The sequence below is a fragment of the Polyangiaceae bacterium genome, assembly GCA_016715885.1.
In the GTDB taxonomy this organism is placed as follows: Bacteria; Myxococcota_A; Polyangia; order Polyangiales; family Polyangiaceae; genus Polyangium.
Genome location: JADJXL010000015.1, coordinates 872,856 through 892,144 on the forward strand (window position 1 = coordinate 872,856; position 19,289 = coordinate 892,144).

A 19,289-nucleotide genomic window follows, 5' to 3' on the forward strand; every position below is an offset into this window, starting at 1 on the left:
GGGCGGTCTTACCACAAAAACGAACGGGGCCCGAAGAGGGCCCCGTCGTTGTGCGTGGACGGCATCGCTCGTGATGCCGTCAGGTGTGTGAAGGATCAGCCGCCGGAGTCACCGGAGCAGGTGATGAAGAGCGTGGCGCCCGTTTGCGCTTCGCCTTCGCCGACGAACCGGATGATGCGACGCTCGTTGTCCGGGCACTTGGCAACGATTTCGGCGTTACCCGTGGGCGGCTCGGTCGTGGCGTCGACGTAGCACCAACCATTGACCGGCTGGCCCTGCGCGTCCGTGAGAGGATTGGTGTTCGTGTTCTGGCAAGCGTCGCGTTGCCCGCCTTCGGTTTGCGCGATTTCGCAGAAGCAATCCCAGCCGGCCTTGGCCGCGAGCGCGTCTTGCTTGGCCACTTCGACGGCCTTGTACTTCTCGGAATCGGAGGGGATGTCCAGGCGAGCCTTGCCGGGATCGCACGCGCATTGACCTTGCGAGTTGCGGGCTTCGATGATCAGGCACGGCACGTTGCCGTCGGAATCGGGAACGAGCGTACGGGGCAAGCACTGGCCACCGAGCGCGGTCTTCAGACGATCGATGATGGCGCCGATGGCGGGACGGTAACCGAAGTCGGTCGCGTTTTCGTCCTGGTTGCTGAGTTGCGCCGGACAAACCGATGCGACGATGCCTTGCGAACCGAGGTCGCGGAGAACGGAGAGCGGACGCAAGCCCGGATAAGCCTTCGCGCGCACCTGCAGGGTGGGCTGGCCCATGTTGTTCGGATCCGCTTGGCACAGCGGGTTGTCGTTGTCCTTCAACGTGCAGTCACACGCCGTGAGGTTCGTGTTCGTGCAATCGCGGTCGGTGCCGGGCAAGAGCGGGAAGATGCATGCGTACTGCAAGTCGTCGTTCGGAATCGTCCACTCGTGGCCGTTGATCGGGTTCGCATTCGGCATGCTCGCGTCGACGAGCACATCGCCCGTGATGGGGTTGGTCCCGGTACGCTTCTGGACCGCCTCGACCATGAGCGGATCGAGCGGCTGCACGTTCTTGGTGGGGTTGCCGAGGATGACGTCCCAGGTCGTGATGCCGCTGGCGTCGATCTGTTCGTTGAGCTCGTTGGCGTCTTTGAAGCCCTTCTTCAGATCCGTCTTGTCACGCGCGATGTCTTGCCAGGGCACGCCGATGATGCCGGCGAAGAAGACCAGGCCCGAATCGCGAATGTTGGAGTTGTTGTCTTGCGGATTGAGGTCCGAGAAGATGGGATTGTCGACGAGCTCGCCTGCGCGATTGGGGATCTTCGCGCTGGAAAACGCCTGCACGTAACGGTCGGTGGGATAGAGGAAGTCGATGCCGAAGCGACGCTTCTGATCCCAGCAGCGCAGGTTGATGTTGTCTTCGACATCGGACAAAAGCGTGGGGGGTTTGCCGGTGTTCGGATCGATGCAGGTCGGATCTTCGGGGCAGCTTCCCGCAGGCTGACCGCAGGACTTGCAGCACGGATCGTTGGGATCCTTCGCGCATTCCTGACGCGCGCGGGGCAGACGCACGGGGGTTGCACCGTTGCGGAGCTGTCCGACGTAATAGAACTGGCCAAACTCCTTGATGGAGCAGTCGTTCTCGTCGGTCAGCATGATGATGGCGAGCAACGAATCGGGCCGCATGAACTCGGCACGCTGCTGCAAGAGAACCATGTCGGTGCCCTGCGGAACGGCCTTGAAGTTCTCGGCCGTGATCGTCTCGTACGGCTCGGGGTCGGCGAGGAAGCGGTAGATGGACTCGAGCTGAGACTCGTAACCGCAGCCGATCTGGCCCGTGCCGACGACCATGTCGCGCAGCGTGGGGACGATGCCGCCGCCCATGCCGTCGTCGATGACCGTTTCACCACCGGGGTTGTGCTTGCATGCCGGCGGATTCAGCGTGCAGCCCGGATCCCAAGCGAGGAACTTCTTGTTTTGGTAGGTGGGTGCTTCTTGGCCGCCGCACTGATCCAAGCGCGCGAGCAACTGCCCCTTGTCATTGTTCGTCGTGTTGGGGTTTGGCTGGCATTCCTTCGCCCCGTTGTCGATGTTGGGACACGAATCGGCGCCGTGGCCGCCGATGCTGGAGCTCGTCACGCCGATGTGAATGTCGAGCACGGGTTCGAATTCGCGCTTGGTGCCAGCAGGACATGCCTCGGTGGGATAGGCCGGCTGCATCTGCGCCGGAACGCCGTTGTCGTCGAGGCATCGCGGGTTGACGAGACCCTTGACGAGGTCGGGGATGGCGAGCGCGAGGATTTGCTGCTTGTCCGCCATCGAACGCGAGTTGTCGATGCCGAGCACGAGGTCGATTTTGTCGACGGAGCTCTGCTGAAGTTTTTCGACGATCGTGACCGTCAGGCGCGGTTCGATGGTGTCGATGGGTCTGTCGAGACAACCCACGGCTCCAACCGTCGCCGCGGTCGCGACCACGGAGAGGGTCGCGCGGGCCATGTGCTTCGCGAAGAAGCGTTTGGGACGCTGTAAGTCTTTCATGCTGACTCCTTAGCCGACATCACGCGGCAAGTGGCTTTTGGCGCCGCAAGTGCACGTGGGTGACGTGCACTGCGAAGTCCGTGGGCCGTGGGTTTTGTACTGCATCGACGAGGCGCAGGGCGTGACGAGCGCCTCGCGCACGCAAGAATGTTTCGAACTCGAAAGAGCATGCAGCCGCGATGGGTTCGTCCCACCCACCCGAGCTGCCGCGCCGAACGGGTCCGTACGACGGCCCATTCCTAAAGGATCACTCGATGCTAGGGATGTCCCCCGAAGGCTGTCAATTCCGGATGGCGGTAGGATCGAGTCGTTGAGCGGCAAGCTCCCCATCATCAGCGGCTGCACAAGCAAACCCGATGCCGCATCCAGTCCCCTGATCTCGGCAGGAAGACTATTGGGATATGTCAACTTAGTTGGCAGAAGGGGCCCCTACTCGCCAACTTTCTTCCGCACACCACGTCGCCTTGGCCCACGTCCGTCCACCACCACCCGTCGGTCCAGCGACATCTCGCTTGCGAGCGTCCGCAGCTTCGTGCTCAGTGCCCAATCATGATGCGGGTTGCCGTCGCGATGCTTCCCGAGGTGCGCGAGCTCCTCGCCGAAGATCCTTCTCAAATCAGCGCCCTGCTCGAGGAGATTCACGACGAAGACCTCGCCGACCTCCTTGGCTTGCTCGAAGAGCACGAGGCGGCCCTCATCCTCAAAACGCTCAAACCCGAAGATGCAGCCCCCATCTTCGAACGGCTCGACGAGGACCGGCAGGAAGCCCTCGTCGAAGAGCTAGGCATCGAAGGCGCCGCCGCGATCGTGTCGGAAATGTCCGCCGACGAGCGGACCGATCTCATCGAGGCGCTGCCTGAAAAAGTCGGCGACGACCTCTTCGAATCGCTCGAAAAGGTCGACCCGGAAGCCGCCGCGGAAGTCGAAGAGCTCGCCAAGTGGCCCGAGGACAGCGCCGGCGGTCTCATGACCACCGACTACGTCTCCGCCCCGCCAACACTCACCGTCTCCGAAACCATCCAGCTCATCCGCGACTCGTCGTCCGAAGCCGAAACGATTTATTACGTCTACGTTCTGGATGACAAACAGCGGCTGCTCGGCATCGTCTCGTTGCGCGATCTTTTGCTCGCAGGCCCCACGGACAAACTCGTCGACGTCATGACCGAAAACATCTTCGCCGTCGGCCCCGAAACCGACCAAGAAGAGGTCGCTCGGACGATGGCCAAGTACGACTTCGCGGCCTTGCCCGTCATCGACCCGGAAAAACGCCTGCTCGGCGTGATCACGTACGACGACGTCATGGACGTCCTCACGCAAGAACAAACCGAAGACGTGCAGCGCTTGGCCGCCGTCGAGCCCATCGAAGAAGGCTACTTTCAGACGAGCTTTTGGACCTTCATCCAAAAGCGCGCCCCGTGGCTCGCGGCACTCCTCATCAGCGAGTTCTTCACCGGCACCGTTCTCAGGCACTACGACCACCTCATCGAGGCGGTCTCCAAGCTCGCCTACTACGTCCCCATGCTCATCTCGACCGGTGGCAACACCGGCTCGCAGTCGTCGTCGCTGATCATCCGAGGTCTTGCCGTGGGCGACGTGAAGCCCACGGATTGGGTCCGCGTCTTCACTCGCGAAATCGGTCAAGGCGTCGTGCTCGGTGTGATGCTCGCCATCATCGCCATGGTGCGCATTTGGTTCTGGGGTGACGGCGTGGCCATCATGCTCACCGTGGGCTTCACACTCATGGGCATCGTCATCCTCGGGTGCACCGTGGGCTCCATGTTGCCCCTCCTGCTCCGACGCATCGGCCTCGATCCCGCCACGAGCTCCACGCCCTTCATCGCCACGCTCATCGACGTGCTCGGGATCCTCATCTACCTCAACGTGGCCAAGATCCTGCTCGCCGAAGTGATCGCCGAAGCGGCTGGTCGAGCACATTGAGCACAGCCTCGAAAGGTTCGTCGCTGGGACAAACTCGCCCCGCTGCTCTCGGGCCCGGTCGCTGAAAATTCCGCTACCGCGTGGCCCGATCCTCCGTACGCTTGACGCATCGGTCGGTTCGGGGGACACCCACGGCCGAATTTCAAGGAAGGATGAAGCGCATGGCGGAAGGGTTCAATCGCGTGATGTTGCTCGGGAACCTCGGTTCCGATCCCGAGCTTCGCTTCACCCAAGGAGGCCAAGCCGTGCTGAACCTCCGTCTAGCCACGACCGAATCGTATCTCGACAAAGACAAAGTTCGTCGCGAGCGGACCGACTGGCACAACGTCGTCGTCTGGGGCAAACGCGGCGAAGCGCTCGCCAAAATCATCGGCAAAGGTTCGTCGCTGTTCATCGAAGGGTCGCTCCGGACTTCGAGTTACGACGATCGTGACGGCAACAAGCGCTATAAGACGGAGATCATCGCGAGCAACGTGATCCTCTCCGGTCGCTCTCGCGGAGGGCCAGGAGCGGAAGATTCGGGCCCGCCCGCTGATTTCTCACCGCCGCAAGGAGGCGGAGGAGGCAGCCGAGACTACGGAGCGGCACGAGGCGGCGGAGATTATGGCGGTGGTGCTCCGCGCGGTGGCGGTGGATATGCCCCTCGTGGTGGCGGACAGCAGCGCCCTGCACCTCAACAGGATCCCGGCCCGCCTGCTGACGACTTTGGCTACGACGGCGGCGGCGACGACATTCCGTTCTGACAAACCTACACGCCTCACGGCTTCGGGCGCGGCCTTTTTGCAAGGACGAGCCCTACGAGCAGTAGACCGAGCACGCCGGCCAGCGCGCCGGCATCCCACGGTTTTTCGGCTGCAAACAAGACCGTCCGCACGAGCAGACTCGGCGGCGGTGCTGGTACGAGCCCCGCGAGGTTCGCTCGAGCGACGACGTCCGCGCATCCCGCATGCTCGCGCGGTTCGTCACACATCACCGTGCAAAGCACGACATCGCTCCGCGGCCCTTCGAAGCCGAGCACGTGTTTGCCCAAAAGCTTCACGGGTGAACCTTCCCGAGCTCCTCGACTCGATAGTTTCTGCTCAAAGTGTTGGTCGAGTGAAACGATCGATCCTACTTCCAACGGCTCGAGCGCCATCCGTTCGCTCATTGCGCGGTGAGCAACTCCGCTCGCCACGCCGAGCACGACGTCTTCGATTCCGGGGGCCCACCTATCCGAAGGAGCTTCGACGCATGCCACGTGCAGGGTGACCCCCGCGTCATCCAGAAACCCTCGTCGTACGGTGATGCGTGCGCCCGGAAGCCCCGCGACTTCGAATCGCGGAAGTTTGTCCGGGTGTGCTTCGGCGGCGCTGTTGGGCGTTACGAACCGAAGCGTCGCGCCTCCGGCAAGCACCACTTCGTGTGCATTCGTCGCCTGCGCGCTCATGGTCGAACGCGTCAGGTCTTGGCGGTTGGGGCATGAGGCTCGTCGAACGAGCGCAGGATGGAGTCGATTTCTTCGCGGATGTCGAGCAGTGCAGCGCGCATCTTTCGCGCCTCCTCGACGCTGGGATCGTCGTCTCCGGGCGGTTCGATGCCCCCTTCGCGCAGCTTTCTGCGAGCGCCCGCGATCGTGAAGCGATGCGCGTAGAGCAGATCCTTCACTTTGAGAAGCGTTTCGACGTCGCGCCGAGAATAGACACGTTGCCCCTTGGCGGACTTCTGCGGGCGGATGGAGCGAAATTCGCTCTCCCAATACCGCAAGACGTGCGTCTCGACGCCGACGATCCCAGCCACTTCACCGATGCGGTAGTAGAGCTTTGCGGGAAGCTCTCTGCGCCCGGACAAGGCTCGTCACTCCTCGGCTGCTGCGCTGCTGCCGCTGTTCGGGCGCGCGTTGAGCGATTGCTTGAGGATCTGGCTCGGCTTGAAGCTCAAGACGCGACGCGCATCGATCACGATGGGATCGCCCGTCTGCGGGTTGCGCCCCTGCCTTTCGCGTTTGTCACGCAAAACGAAGTTCCCGAAGCCGGAGATCTTGATTTTCTCACCTCGGCCAAGGGTCTCTTTCATGGTCTCGAAGATGAGATCGACGAGGTCCGCCGATTCCTTTTTCGAGAATCCCCCCAGCCGTTCGTAGACGGCTTGCGCGATTTCGGACTTGGTCATGGGCACCGTTTCCGCAGGTATCGCGAGGATAGGTGCCTGGCGCTGGAAGGTCCAGCGCGACGAACGCGAGAAGGGCGGCTGTGGCAGGAAATTCAGAGAGGGAGGAAGTCAGGCGGCGAGCTTGCCAACGGGCGCTTCGGTCGTGCCAACCCGATCACTTGCAGGATCGCTCGATGCAGCAAGCACCGGCGTCGTGGCTTGACGACGCGCGGCTTGCTCGTGGGCCACGAGCATCGACACGTAGCCGTATCCGATCGTGAAGAGGATGGCGAAAGGTGTGGCGAAGTAGTGGCCCGTCTGAATCGACGCGATCGTCGAGGCAAACGACATGAGGCACAGCGCCGTCTCGATGAAGGGCAAGTCCGTGCGAGCGCGATATCGGCCCTTGTTCACGCCATCCTTTGGTGTTCGAACGAATTCACCGGCCATGTGACGCAAACCGTCGAACACGGCCTTGGACAAGTGCGGAGCGAGCCCGGTGCCGAGCGCGATGAGCATGGGCAAACGCGCGATGGCGCTCGTTCGCTTGCGTCCCTGCGCGGCTTCGGCGTGCATGTAAAACGCTGCGAGTGAGCCGGTTGTCGCGACACACAGCGGCAGGTCCACGATGATCATCGTGAGCGTATCGGTCGCGGGCATGAGCACGAGCGCGGGGAGCAAAAGCACGCTCAACGTGACCAAGAGCGGGTAGGCAAAGTGCGGCGTGAGGTGGAAGAAGGCTTCGATGCGTTGGGAGAGGCTGATGTCCGCCGTGAGCACGGTCTTCAGGAGCTTGCGAGCGGTTTGCACGGTGCCCTTGGCCCAACGGAATTGCTGCGCGCGAAGGGCGGAGACGTTCTCTGGAAGCTCGGAAGGCGAAACGACGTCGCCGCGATAGACGAACTTCCAGCCCTTGAGCTGCGCGCGGTAGGACAGATCGAGGTCTTCGGTGAGCGTGTCGTGTTGCCAGCCACCGGCTTCCCGAATGGCTTCACGACGCCACATTCCGCCGGTGCCCGAGAAGTTGAAGAGCAGGCCCGCGCCGTAACGAGCGCGATTTTCGACCAGGTGATGGCCGTCGAGCATGAGGGCCTGAACCTTCGTCAGCACCGTCGCATCACGATTCAAGTGGCCCCAACGCGTCTGGACCATGCCGACTTTGGGGTCGCGGAAATGTCCGACGATCTCGCGGACGAACTGCGGCTCGGGGATGAAGTCGGCATCGAAGACGGCGACGAGCTCGCCCTTGGCAACTTCGAGGCCTTCTTCGAGCGCGCCGGCCTTGTAACCTACGCGGTTTGTCCGGTGCAGATACACGGCGTCGACGCCGCGTTCACGCAAACGATCGACGTGCGCTCGTACGAGGGCCTGCGTTTCATCCGTCGAGTCGTCGAGCACCTGGATTTCGAGCTTGTCGGCCGGGTAGTCCATCCGCGCCGTCGCTTCGAGAAGTCGCGCTGCGACCGTCGATTCGTTGAAGAGCGGGAGCTGAATCGTCACCCTCGGCAGCTCTTCGTCAGCCACGTGCGGAACGAGCTTGGCTTGCTCGATTTTGCGTCGATGCTTCATACACAGAAGCACCAGATGCAGCCGGTGAACGCCATAGGCACTGAGTGCGAGCAGAACGGCGAAGTACAGGATGCAGAGCAGCGTGTGGAGCATCGTGTGCGCCTCCCTCGGGCGCATGTTGAACAGTGAACGTCGAGGAAGTAGCAGAGGGTGCTGCGCACAGTTGTCATGGACTTGTAAAACGTTGCATCCGTTTGTCGGGCCTTGTCCGGACTCGTCATTTCGTGCGCTCGGATGGGCCCTGGGTCATGACAATCTCGACGTCTTGCGACATCGAGCGTGGTGCGCCAGGCGACCACACCCTCGCGATCAACCGGCCCAGCAGTCACGCTCATGCGGGCTAGAACCGACGTCGAACCCATCGCAAGTCATGCCGCTCGGAGGCAGCTCGTGAACCAACAACCCGTGTCCATCCCTCGCGCCGCGCTCGAAGATTTGAAGTCAAAGCAATTGGCGTTTCTCCACGCACGCCTCGTTTCGCCAGCCGCGCGTACCGAATGGCGCGCGAACATCGCGAGCATCTTCGACGAGCTGCTCGATTTGCCGCTCGGGCAGGTGGTCGAAGCGAGTGCCTTGACGAGCGTGCTCGATGCGTTGCTAGCCCGAGCGGTGCTCGATACGTCGTTTCAGCCAGTGCTCTCGAGCATCGTGCGCGAGATGCGGTCGATGCTCGTGGCAGAGCGCGCGCGCATCGAGACGTTCGTTCCGCCAAACGCTCGCGAGGCCCTGCGCGATCTTGCATCGCGGTCGAGCCCTCTCATGGAGCCGCTCGTGCGTGAGATCTCGCAACACGAAGCCGCGCGCATCGTGATGACCGACGTGCTTCACGACGCGCTCACCCAGTTTTCTGATCGAGTCAACCCCTTCGTCGCCGATTGGGGATTGCCGTCGCTGCTCAAACGATTCGCGCCATTTGGGCTCGGTGGTGTCAGCAAGAGCATCGATGGAATGCGCGCCGAATTCGAGCGAAGACTCGAACCGGAAATCCGGAAATTTCTGACTGGGTTCTCCCGAGAAGCGCTGCGCAAGAGTGCCGCCTCGATCATTTCACAATCGAATGCGCCGGCGTTCATCGAGCTTCGCCAACGGATCGTGGCCTTTCTGCTCGAACGACGATTCGCCGACGTGCTTCTCGACGAGGCCGATACGGACATGGTCACGCGGGCGGCGGTGGACGTCGTCGTGCACGTGTGCACGGACGAAAAGCTCGCCGAACGTCGCCGCCAAGTCGTGAAGGGGTTTGTCGATGCACATGCGCAGACCAAGGTGCGCAGTGTGCTCGCGGCGTTTGGCTTACCGGACAAACCCCCGCAGGAGCTCGTGGAAGCAGTCGCTACTGCGACATTTCCCGCGTTCGCTTCGGCGCTCGGCACGCAAGCAGGGAAGCAGTGGCTCGAGGGGCTCGTGGCTGAGTTTTACGACAGCCTCGTGGCTTCGGATGAAGCGGAGATGAAGGAGTAGTCGGGGGGATTGGGGGGGGCTTGGAGTGCCCCCCATGTGAGACGACCTCAGCGGCGACGGCGGCGAGCCGCAAGCAGCGCTGCTGCTGCGAGGCCCAAACCGAAGCCAAGAGGCGAGCTGCTGCCCGAGCTCACCGTGCGGCACGCGCAGCTCTCGGGCTCCACGGGAGGCGGCGGTGGAGGCGGCGGAATGGCTTCACATACGCCCACCGTGTCCGTGGTGAGCGTGCATTCCTGGCCCGTCGGGCAACCATTGCCACCAGCTCCGCGACAACCATCGACGCACTTCTCGTTCACGCACACGCGCCCGCTCGTGGCATTGCCGCATGCCTCGTCGCTCGTGCATTCGGGCATCGCGATGTCGTCACCAGCGAAGAGCGGATCGGTCTCGCTTCCATCGACGATGCCATTCCTGTTCGTGTCTTCATCGCCGTCGAGCTTCGATCCTCCGTCGGTGTCTGCGTTCAGCACGAGCGTTTTGGTTTGCCCGTTGTCCGCGTCGGGGATGCACTTCATGGCAGCCGTATCGGTGCCCGGATCGTTGCAAGCGCTTCCGGCTTCGGTGCCGTCGTACAGACCGTCGTTGTCGCTGTCGGCATCGAGAGCGTTCTTGCCGCCATCGCCGTCGTAGTCGGCGCTGGGATCGGGTTCTTCGCCATCGAGAAGCCCATCGTCGTCCGAATCGGAATCCGTGGGGCTCGTGCCGAGCGTCGTTTCGACGTCGTTGCTCAATCCATCCGCGTCCTCGTCGACGACGTTCGAGTCGTCGCTGCCATCGTTCGGATCGAGCTCGTTGGCATCGACGGTGCCGTCGAGGTTCGCGTCTTCCGAGCCGTCGCTCACGCCACCACGATCGGTGTCCCAAAGGAGCGTCGAGGTCTTCGTCGCACCCAAGTCGTCGTCCTTCTTGCAGCGGCCAGCCGCGGGGTTCGTCGACGGATGCTGGCAAGCTTTGCCCGCCTCCGTGCCGTCGAAGAGCGCGTCGCCGTCGCTGTCGATGTCGAGCACGTTGAGCGTTCCGTCGCCATCGGTGTCGTCACTCGGATTGTGCTCTTCACCGTCGAGATGGCCGTCGTCATCGCTGTCGGCGTCCTTTTCGTTCGATTTCAAGAACGCTTCGAGCCCGTCGCTGAGGCCGTCGCCATCGAAGTCCTTCGTTGCATTCGCGTCTCCGGGTTCGTTCGGATTCGCTTCGTCTGCGTCGACTTTGCCGTTCAGGTTGGGGTCTTCCGAACCATCACCCACACCATCGACATCGGTGTCCCGATCCGTCGGATCGGTCGTGGTTTGTCCTGCATCGGCGTCGGGTCGGCAGTGGCCAAGTTGCGCTTGCGTTGCCGGGTGCCCGCAGCTCTTGCCCATCTCCGTACCGTCGAACAAGCCGTCGTTGTCGCTGTCCGTGTCGAGGACGTTGATCACGCCATCGCCATCGGAATCGGTGTCGTACGCGACTTCTTCGCCGTCGAGCGCCCCGTCGTCATCGCTGTCGGCATCGTTGGGATTCGATCCGATCTGCTCTTCGAGGCCGTCCCAGAGGCCGTCCCCGTCAGAGTCGCCACAGCCGTTATCGACGGTGCCGTCGCAGTCGTTGTCCTTGCTATCGCCGCAGATCTCGAACACCGGTGTGCCAGGAACGGCGCTGCAGGCGACACCGCCCATGCCATCACACGCGGTCATGCCACTTGCGACGCATTCGCCGAGGCCCGACGTACAAATGATGCCGAGGCCCAGGCCGTTGTCGATGACGCCGTCGCAATCGTTGTCGGCGCCGTCGCACTTCTCCTGCTCGGGGCCGTCGGGCACGGCACTGCACGTCGCGCCGCCCATGCCATCGCAAACGTACGTGCCCTCTTCCGAACATCCGCCGATGCCTACGAAGCATTGACCGCCGATGTTGTAGCCATCATCGGTCGTGCCGTTGCAGTCGTCGTCGACGCTGTTGCAGGTCTCCGTCACGCTTCCGGGCGCGATATCCGGAACGCAGTCGAGCACCCCCGCGTTGCACGTGGTCAAACCCGTGCCGCAAATCGAAGGTAGACCCGTCGAGCAAGTCATTCCGGATTCGGGGTTGTTGTCGTCGAGTGTGCCGTTGCAGTCGTCATCGATGCCGTTGCACACTTCGGGCATCGGCATTCCTGCCACAGCCGTGCATTCGATGTTTGGCCCGACGCACTGCAGCTTGCCTGGTTTCTCGCACGCGCCGATGCCTGCACTACACGGTTGATTGAACTGCGGACAGTCCGGCACCGTCACGGTCAACGTGCAGAAACCGCTGATGTTGAGCGAGTTGGTGTAGAGCACCGCGAGGATACCGGTGCCGTCTTCACCGAGGCTCGGCGTCCACGTGAAGTTCGTCATGAACGGGCTTGCCTGCGTCGCGCCAGAGGGCGGATTCAAAAGACCGATCGAGCCGATCGAGGTCATTTTGAGGTTGCCGCCGCCGACGTTTGTCCCGACAAAACTCGTGTTCAGCGTCTGGCCCATGTCGACGGTGAACGACGCGCTGCCCGTGCACGTTGGCGGCGGCGATTGCACCATCTCGACGATGAAGTCGAGCACCGAAGCGCTGACGTTTCCGTTCGATGCATTGGTCGACTCGAGCCACACCTGAATCGTGTATTTTTGGTTCGAAAGGGCCGTGGTCGTGTTCCACGTGAGCGTGCAACCGGGAGGATTGGCGCTGACGGCAAGCGTTGGGACGACATTGCTGCCCACGATCCCCGGAGGCATCGCGGTGCTGGTGCTGCCTGTCTCGGCAGGCGTCGCAAAACGACAGCTAATCGGCGTGCCGTCAGGATCGACGGCCGGGATCTGAATCGTGCGGACGCCGCCCGTTTGCATCTGCACGATCGCCGGGACGACGGACACGGGATTGCCCGTATTACCCGGCGTCATGTCGACTTTTGCCGTGACCTCGAACGATTGATCCGAGCCGTTTTCGAGCGTCGAGATGCGGCAACAATCGTTGAATTTCGCCGTGTAAATTCCCGGCGCGGGATAGGTGTGCGTCGCCGTGTAACGAACGACCTTGTACTCCTCGCCAGCCGTGTCGAAGCCAGCTCCAATGATCACGCCTTGCACGGAGCCGTTGCTCCCTCCGTCGCCGAATTGGAGCACCGTGGTGCCGACGAACGCAGCACGCCATGCCGTGACGACTTCGAAGCGCGCGGTCAGCGGAGCCGAAACCGGATCGGGAATCGTGTACCTGATGTTGCCGTAACGAAAATGCGTCGCCTCGGCGCGTGACGTGAAAACGACCACGAACACGGCAGCAAGAAACGCAAGGAAGGCCTTGAACTTCGACATCGGTCCTCCAAAGGACGAAGAGGAGGTGGGAGAGCCTTTCGAGCGACGGATCGGCCAACGTTCGAGCGCGATCCGTCGCGCGAGGATCGGACGAGCCGACCCTTGCATGGATTAGGCCCGATGGTTGCCCTTCCACGTGCGCGATGCAAGCGTGCCTTGAGCACCCGCGCGTGCGGCAAACCGGATGGAGGCATCGAACCGACGCTCGTGGGTCAGCCGCCAAGATACGCGGCACGAACCTCTTCGTTGGCCGCGAGATCTTTCGATGCACCACTCATCGCGATCTCGCCCGTTCGCAGCACGTACGCCCTCGTTGTGTACTCGAGCGCAAGACGCGTGTTTTGTTCGACCAGCAAGATGGTCGTACCTGCTTGGGCAATTCGCGCAATTGCCGCGAAAATGTCGGCAACGAGACGCGGAGCGATGCCGAGCGATGGTTCGTCGAGAAGCAACATCGCCGGCCGCGCCATGAGCGCTCGACCAATGGCCAACATCTGCTGCTCGCCGCCGGACAACGTCCCGCCCTCTTGCTGCATGCGCTCGCCCAGACGCGGAAACAGCTTCACCACGTCCTCGATCGTCTCGTCCATCGCTTCGCGCTTCTTGTGATTCCATGCGCCAAGCTCGAGGTTTTCCTTGACCGTCAAGTTCGGAAAAATCGCTCGCCCTTCCGGCACGAGCGAGATGCCGCGACCAACGACTTCTTCCGCAGGTACGGACCCGAGGTCCTTGCCGTCGTAACTGACTTTGCCTTTAGCGATGGGCAAGAGCCTCACGATCGTCTTCAGCGTCGTCGTCTTGCCAGCTCCATTGGCGCCGATCATCGCCACGATTTCACCGCGACGAACCTCGAGGCTGATCCCCTTCAGCGCTTTGATGCCACCATACGAAACGGCCAGATCCTTCACGACGAGCAGCGGCGATCCGCTCGCCGTCGTCGGAAGTGCACGCGTCGGATGCGCAGTTCTCACGACGCGCCCTCCCTGCGAGAAGCGCTGCTGCGCGCTTCCTCGTCGACGACCTCGCCAAGGTACGCAGCGAGCACCTTGGGGTTTTTCCGGACCTCTTCCGGCGTCCCATGCGCAATCGTTTCACCGTGATCGAGCACGTGGATCTCTTCGCACACGCCCATCACGACCTGCATGTTGTGCTCGACCAAAATCACCGTCAGATCGAACTTGTCGCGCAGCCACCTGATCTGTTTCTTCAGCCCTTCGGCCTCGCCGTAGTTCATGCCCGCAGCAGGTTCGTCGAGCAGCAGGATCTTGGGTTCGAGCATCATCGCTCGCGCAATTTCGAGACGACGCTGGTTGCCGTACGAGAGCGACGTGGACGTTTCGTCCACCAACTTGTCGAGCTCGAAGATCGACAACAGCTCGATCGCGCGCCGAGTCATTTCTTCTTCGTCGCGGTAAAACGCAGGTGATCTGAGCAGCGCTGACAAGAGCCCCGACTTGCGCTGGTTCTCACACGCTACGAGCACGTTTTCGAGCACCGTGAGTTGTCCAAAGAGACGGATGTTTTGAAACGTGCGCGCAACGCCGCGCCGAGCAATCTCTGCGGGACCGAGTGTCGATAGCTCTTCGCCATGAAAACGAATGGAACCCACATCCGGTTTGTAGACACCCGTGACGAGGTTGAAGACCGTCGTTTTCCCCGCTCCATTGGGACCAATGAGGCCGAAGATCGAACGGTCCGGAACCGAAAACGAAACGCCACCGACAGCGCGGAGTCCCCCAAACTTCTTCGTTACGCCCTGGAGATCGAGAGCCTTCACTTCTCTGCCTCTTCCGCGGACTTTTTCAGTTCGGGCGGCATGGGTGAAGGGCGCACTGCCTGCTTGCGCCGCACGAGCTCGCGTTCGCCGAACAAGCCTTCGGGGCGCAGGATCATGAGGCCGATCAGGACCGATGCATAAATGACCATGCGCAGCGCATTGAGATCCAGCGACGGGTACGTCGCACGAAGCGCTTGCACGCTATCCATGCCCTGAAGCTGCTCGATCATCTTCACGGTGAACGTGACGAAGACCCCACCGAAGATCGCTCCGGAGACACTTCCCGACCCACCGAGGATCACCATCGTGATCGCATCGAACGAATACGCGAACGTGAACTGATCCGGCTGCACGGTGGGATTGCCGTCGCGCATCGATGCGAGAAGCCCTCCCGCAATTCCGGCACCCGTCGCTGCGATGACGAACGACGTCACCTTGTAACGCGTCGGGTCGACACCGACGCTCGCCGTTGCGATCTCGTCTTCGCGGAGCGCTCGAAGCGCTCTTCCCCAGCCTGAAAACTTCAAACGCCACGCGACGATCACGCACAGCACGACTGCGCCGAAGATCCAAAACGGACCTGCGTATTGCGGAATTCCGTTCTTGTCTGGACCTGCGTAGCCGTTTTGCCCGCCGAGATAGGCAAGAAATCGAGCGATGGGACCTTCGACCGTGCCTCCAGTTTGCGCCGTGGCGATGACGAGCCTGAAGATTTCGGCAAACCCGAGCGTGACGATCGCAAGGTAGTCGCCCCGGAGCCGCAAGCTGGGTAGTCCCACGACAAACCCGAACACAGCAGCGACGCAACCGGCCGCGAGCAGCGCGAGCGGCATCACGATGAACGAGTTCGAGAACAGGATGTCTTCGGTGCCAAGGGCTTTGTGGACGTGTCCTGCGACGATCGCCGCGGTGTACGCACCGATGCCGACAAACCCGGCGTGCCCGATCGAGAACTGTCCCGCCATGCCGTTGATGACGTTGAGCGACAACGCGACGATCACGTTGACCATCGCGAAGAGCGCGAGCTGCCGCCATGCAGCGTCGGCAATGAGCCACTCGAACGAAAACTCGAGTCCAACCACGGCGCCAACGAGCGCCAATGGAACGAGGATCCGGCGCAGAGCATTTGAAGGGACAACTCGGTTCATCCGAGCGGAGCCCTCGATCTTCGAGGGGAGCATGGGCGGGGGAAAGCTCGCGTGTCCTGCCTTTACGGTCAAGCGTGACTACTTGATCACGCGTAGATAGGGCGGAAGCTCGCGCTTGGGCTTGCGTCCGCTCGTCGATCCCGAAGACCGGCGTGCCGGTTCGGGCGGGGGCGGCGTATCGTCGCCGTCCGACGAACGGGCTGCATTGCCGTCCGACACGCGCGCAGCGTTGCCATCGGACGAACGCGGGGCGCTCTCTGCCGGCCCCCGCGCCGCCTTGCCAGGCACGTCCGTTTGCGCGGATATCGGCGGTGCCTCCTCCGTCTCCTCGACTCGTGACTCGCGATCGCGCGGCGCTGCGCCAACCGCAGACAACTTCGGTCGCGGGCGCCTCGGAGCTGCTCTCTGCGTGTCCTTCGGCGGAGGGTTCTGCATCTGCGCCACGACTTCCGGCGGAATGTCGTTCGGCCACATCATCCCGCGCCCGTCTTCACCCACGAGCGCGTAGACCGCGCTCCAAGGCATCCGACACCAAAACGGAGCACGATCGAACGACAAGGTGCACGTGATGCCCTCGTCATCGACCTTCAAGTCGGGGATCGGGACGAACATGTTGAGCCCGATCTGCAGGACGAGCTGAGGTTTGTCGCGGAACCGCGGCGGAATGAGCACGCCGGGGCGCCGAGGATCGAGGTGCACGAACATGCTGGGTCCCTCCAGCAGCGCGAGCGCAACCTCCTTTTTCGGCGGGAGCTTGTGGTGACCGTCGGACATCTTGCTTCTCCGATAACCCGCAAACGTGCAGTGCGCCAAGCATGGAATGAACCAACCGCCCGAGGGCGGTCGGTCGCTGGTCGCTCACGCGGACCGCAAAACTTCGGTGTAGAGCGTATCGTATGCGGCCACCATCTTGCCAAGCTCGTAACGCGCCACGACGTCGGCGCGACCCCGCGCGCCCATCTGCCGACGATCAGCGCGCATCGCCAGCGCTTCCAGCGCTTCCGCAAACGCTCGTGGCTCTCCTACCGGCACCAAAAGCCCACTTTCGCCATCCACGACGATCTCCGCGTTGCCCCCAACCCGTGTCGCCACGATGGGCAACCCAGCAGACGCAGCCTCGAGCAGCGTCAAGCTCGTACCCTCCGTCCGCGATGCCAACGCGAAAACATCGAATGACGGCAAGAGCGACACCACATCGTCCGTGAAGCCCACGAACGTCACGGCATCACGTGCTCCAAGCCGCTCGGCCGATTCTTCGAGCTCGCGCCGCAACGCTCCGTCACCCACCAGCGTCAAGTGCGCGCGTGGAACACGCGACCGCAGGATCGAGAACGCTTCCAGAAGCGTCGCGTGATCCTTTTCGAAAGACAGTCGGGCCACGCATCCAACGTGAAACGCATCGTCCGCGACGCCGAGCGTTCGACGCGCCAAAGCTCCATCGCCCGGACAAACCTTCGTCGTGTCGACACCATTGCGAATCACGACCAACCGATGAGGTTCGATCCGTTCGACTTCGATCGCCACCGTTCGCGCGTCCTCACTCACGGCGACGACGCGATCGGAAAACGCAGCCGCAACGCGATTCACCATCACGCGACGGCCATCGTCCGGATGGTTGCGCCCGTGCTTCGTGTGGATGACGCTCGGACGTAGCAGTCCGCGGTTACGGACGATCGATGCGGCAAACGATCCGTACACGTGCGGGCTCGGATTGTGCGTGTGTACGAGCGCAATTCGTTGCTCCTCGAACAAGTTGACGAGATCCGACAAGACCTGCACGTCGAAGCCACGCTTGCGAGCAAACACATGCATCGGCACGCCCAGGCGATCGAGCTCGTTCGCGAGCGCGCCCCGTTCTTCCAGTGCCACGACGATCGGATCGAAGCGCGATCGATCCATCCGCTCGACGAGCTGAAGCACCACGCGTTCGAGGCCTCCTGGCTGGAGCGACAACACGATGTGCGCCACGCGCGTTTTTCCGGACGATCTCTTGGGAGCAACGCGAGGACGCACCAGCACGTCCGGCGGCACGCTCGCACCAATGTCGATGGGCACGTCGGACTTCGTGACGCGATGCTTGCCGCTGGTCGTCAGCGGAATGTCGTTCACGAGCTCGATGCGCAAGGCTGCATCGGGCCCCAGCACCGTACGGAGACGCTGGTCGATCTCCGTCGCGGATTCTTTGCGGAATCCGCGGCCGGGCATGATGAGCAACGTCGTCGTGCGATCTGCCCGTTGGTGCACTTGAAAACGATCGATGGGGTAGTCCTTGAGCAAGTGCGGGAACGCTTCGCCCGCGACGATGCGACCGTTTGTCCCGACGATCATGTCGAGCGTTCGGCCTTCGACCGATGCAAGCAGCGGGAGTCCTCGACCGCATGGACAAGCGCCCGCTTTCGCCGTCGCGATGTCTTCGTTTCGGTACCGGAGCAGCGGCATCGAGCGGTTGTGCAGGTCGCTGATGAGCACATCGCCGGGCGTACCGACAGGCGCGGGACGACCGTTGCGGTACAGTTCGACAAACACGTTCTCCGCGGTCATGTGGAGGCCGGAATGCCGCTCGCATTCGGCGCCGATCAACATGACTTCACGGCATCCGTAACGATCGAAGACGGGAGCGCCGAAGCCCTGTTCGATGACGTTTCGTTGATGCTCGAAGAGACGCTCGGCCGCTGTGATGACCCCTCGAAGCGGCGGCAACACGAAACGTTTTTCGACGGCAGCTCGGGCCAGCACATAGAGCGGCATCGTGTAGCCGATGATCACGCGCGGCTCGTACGACGCGATCTCGCGCAGCATGTCCACGAGTTTGTCCTCGTGCAGGTGAAAGCTCGAAACGTACTTTTGCCGCCACAAGAATTGCTCGAGCGACCGCTTCATGGCGCGCAGGCCTTGGGGCTCGCCCGGAGGTCGTCCCCACACGTGCAATTCCCGATCGCCAATTTCGGCGCCTGCCCAACGGTTTGCGCGGATCGTGGCGGCAATGCGACGCTCGTAGGTCGCGTGATCGTAGAAAAAGTACATGGACGCGCCGGTAGAACCTCCCGTGGCGCTTCGATGAAGTTTTCCGTGAAAGTTTTCCGCGACGAGCTCGTGGCAATGCGTGCGGATGTCGTTCTTGGTCACGATAGGCAGCGCCGCGAGATCTTCGGGCGCTTTCACCTGACTCACGCGCACGCCGTATTCGGCGAATCGTTTGCGGTAAAAAGGAACGTGCCGCTCGGCGTGGCGGAGGGCGTCGAGCATTCGCCGGAAAGACAGTTCGGCCAGAGCTTCTGGCGTGCGCCATTGGGATTGTTCGAGCTCTCCCAAAGCTTGCAGCGTGGCGCGGCCGCGAAGGCCCGACTCGTAAACCGGATAGAGCACGTTCCGAAAGAGACTCGCGTACATTGCAGAAAGCGTTCCGCGTGGAGCGCGCGAGTCAAGGAAAGGCACGAATTACGTCGGCAATGGTTTGTCCAAG

At 62.3% G+C, this 19,289-nt stretch carries 14 protein-coding genes; 3 read left to right on the forward strand and 11 right to left on the reverse strand.

The features are described 5' to 3' along the window. Nucleotides 1-95: 95 nt before the first annotated feature. Nucleotides 96-2,459: a hypothetical protein gene (locus IPM54_17095; protein MBK9261509.1), complete on the reverse strand. Its 2,364-nt coding sequence runs from the start codon at nucleotides 2,457-2,459 to the stop codon at nucleotides 96-98. Between the two features lie 591 nt (nucleotides 2,460-3,050). Between IPM54_17095 and mgtE the strand changes: the two genes are divergently transcribed. Together mgtE and IPM54_17105 are read left to right on the forward strand one after the other, a co-directional pair. Further along, on the forward strand, nucleotides 3,051-4,439 hold the full coding sequence (mgtE, locus tag IPM54_17100; GenBank protein ID MBK9261510.1) for a magnesium transporter: 1,389 nt from the start codon (nucleotides 3,051-3,053) through the stop codon (nucleotides 4,437-4,439). A 161-nt stretch (nucleotides 4,440-4,600) separates the two neighbouring features. Beyond that, a complete protein-coding gene (locus IPM54_17105; protein ID MBK9261511.1) occupies nucleotides 4,601-5,182 on the forward strand; it encodes a single-stranded DNA-binding protein in 582 nt (193 codons plus the stop codon). A gap of 14 nt (nucleotides 5,183-5,196) precedes the next feature. On the opposite strand, the gene IPM54_17110 is transcribed toward IPM54_17105, so the two are convergent. The 4 genes from IPM54_17110 to IPM54_17125 all read right to left on the reverse strand — a co-directional run bounded on the left by IPM54_17110 (nucleotide 5,197) and on the right by IPM54_17125 (nucleotide 8,228). After that, nucleotides 5,197-5,865, reverse strand: a complete 669-nt coding sequence (locus IPM54_17110) for a hypothetical protein (GenBank protein ID MBK9261512.1) — start codon at nucleotides 5,863-5,865, stop codon at nucleotides 5,197-5,199. A gap of 11 nt (nucleotides 5,866-5,876) precedes the next feature. Then, a complete protein-coding gene (locus tag IPM54_17115; protein MBK9261513.1) occupies nucleotides 5,877-6,266 on the reverse strand; it encodes a MerR family transcriptional regulator in 390 nt (129 codons plus the stop codon). 6 nt (nucleotides 6,267-6,272) lie between these two features. Next, nucleotides 6,273-6,587 carry an integration host factor subunit alpha gene (locus IPM54_17120; GenBank protein MBK9261514.1) on the reverse strand — a complete coding sequence of 105 codons (315 nt, stop codon included), beginning with the start codon at nucleotides 6,585-6,587 and terminating at the stop codon, nucleotides 6,273-6,275. 108 nt (nucleotides 6,588-6,695) lie between these two features. Beyond that, the gene (locus tag IPM54_17125) at nucleotides 6,696-8,228 is read right to left on the reverse strand and encodes a glycosyltransferase (GenBank protein MBK9261515.1); all 1,533 of its coding nucleotides are present in this window, start codon (nucleotides 8,226-8,228) and stop codon (nucleotides 6,696-6,698) included. 297 nt (nucleotides 8,229-8,525) lie between these two features. Between IPM54_17125 and IPM54_17130 the strand changes: the two genes are divergently transcribed. After that, nucleotides 8,526-9,596 carry a hypothetical protein gene (locus IPM54_17130; GenBank protein MBK9261516.1) on the forward strand — a complete coding sequence of 357 codons (1,071 nt, stop codon included), beginning with the start codon at nucleotides 8,526-8,528 and terminating at the stop codon, nucleotides 9,594-9,596. A gap of 47 nt (nucleotides 9,597-9,643) precedes the next feature. Here IPM54_17130 and IPM54_17135 read toward each other — a convergent pair whose 3' ends face one another. The 6 genes from IPM54_17135 to IPM54_17160 form a co-directional block, all read right to left on the reverse strand. After that, nucleotides 9,644-12,901, reverse strand: a complete 3,258-nt coding sequence (locus IPM54_17135; GenBank protein MBK9261517.1) for a hypothetical protein — start codon at nucleotides 12,899-12,901, stop codon at nucleotides 9,644-9,646. Between the two features lie 212 nt (nucleotides 12,902-13,113). Continuing rightward, nucleotides 13,114-13,872, reverse strand: a complete 759-nt coding sequence (locus tag IPM54_17140; protein ID MBK9261518.1) for an ABC transporter ATP-binding protein — start codon at nucleotides 13,870-13,872, stop codon at nucleotides 13,114-13,116. Then, nucleotides 13,869-14,678 (reverse strand): ABC transporter ATP-binding protein, encoded by an 810-nt coding sequence (locus tag IPM54_17145; GenBank protein MBK9261519.1) that lies wholly within the window; start codon nucleotides 14,676-14,678, stop codon nucleotides 13,869-13,871. Before IPM54_17145 ends, IPM54_17140 begins: the two co-directional genes overlap by 4 nt. Further along, nucleotides 14,675-15,799, reverse strand: a complete 1,125-nt coding sequence (locus tag IPM54_17150) for a branched-chain amino acid ABC transporter permease (protein ID MBK9261520.1) — start codon at nucleotides 15,797-15,799, stop codon at nucleotides 14,675-14,677. Before IPM54_17150 ends, IPM54_17145 begins: the two co-directional genes overlap by 4 nt. A 105-nt stretch (nucleotides 15,800-15,904) precedes the next feature. After that, nucleotides 15,905-16,600, reverse strand: a complete 696-nt coding sequence (locus IPM54_17155) for a hypothetical protein (GenBank protein ID MBK9261521.1) — start codon at nucleotides 16,598-16,600, stop codon at nucleotides 15,905-15,907. 84 nt (nucleotides 16,601-16,684) lie between these two features. After that, the gene (locus IPM54_17160; protein MBK9261522.1) at nucleotides 16,685-17,857 is read right to left on the reverse strand and encodes a glycosyltransferase; all 1,173 of its coding nucleotides are present in this window, start codon (nucleotides 17,855-17,857) and stop codon (nucleotides 16,685-16,687) included. Nucleotides 17,858-19,289 lie beyond the last annotated feature (1,432 nt).

Excerpts from the sequence above, each read along its gene's own strand:
- IPM54_17095 (MBK9261509.1), bottom strand. The coding sequence starts at position 2,459 with ATGGCCCGCGCGACCCTCTCCGTGGTCGCGACCGCGGCGACGGTTGGA.
- mgtE (MBK9261510.1), top strand. The coding sequence starts at position 3,051 with ATGATGCGGGTTGCCGTCGCGATGCTTCCCGAGGTGCGCGAGCTCCTC.
- IPM54_17105 (MBK9261511.1), top strand. The coding sequence starts at position 4,601 with ATGGCGGAAGGGTTCAATCGCGTGATGTTGCTCGGGAACCTCGGTTCC.
- IPM54_17110 (MBK9261512.1), bottom strand. The coding sequence starts at position 5,865 with ATGAGCGCGCAGGCGACGAATGCACACGAAGTGGTGCTTGCCGGAGGC.
- IPM54_17120 (MBK9261514.1), bottom strand. The coding sequence starts at position 6,587 with ATGACCAAGTCCGAAATCGCGCAAGCCGTCTACGAACGGCTGGGGGGA.
- IPM54_17125 (MBK9261515.1), bottom strand. The coding sequence starts at position 8,228 with ATGCTCCACACGCTGCTCTGCATCCTGTACTTCGCCGTTCTGCTCGCA.
- IPM54_17135 (MBK9261517.1), bottom strand. The coding sequence starts at position 12,901 with ATGTCGAAGTTCAAGGCCTTCCTTGCGTTTCTTGCTGCCGTGTTCGTG.
- IPM54_17155 (MBK9261521.1), bottom strand. The coding sequence starts at position 16,600 with ATGTCCGACGGTCACCACAAGCTCCCGCCGAAAAAGGAGGTTGCGCTC.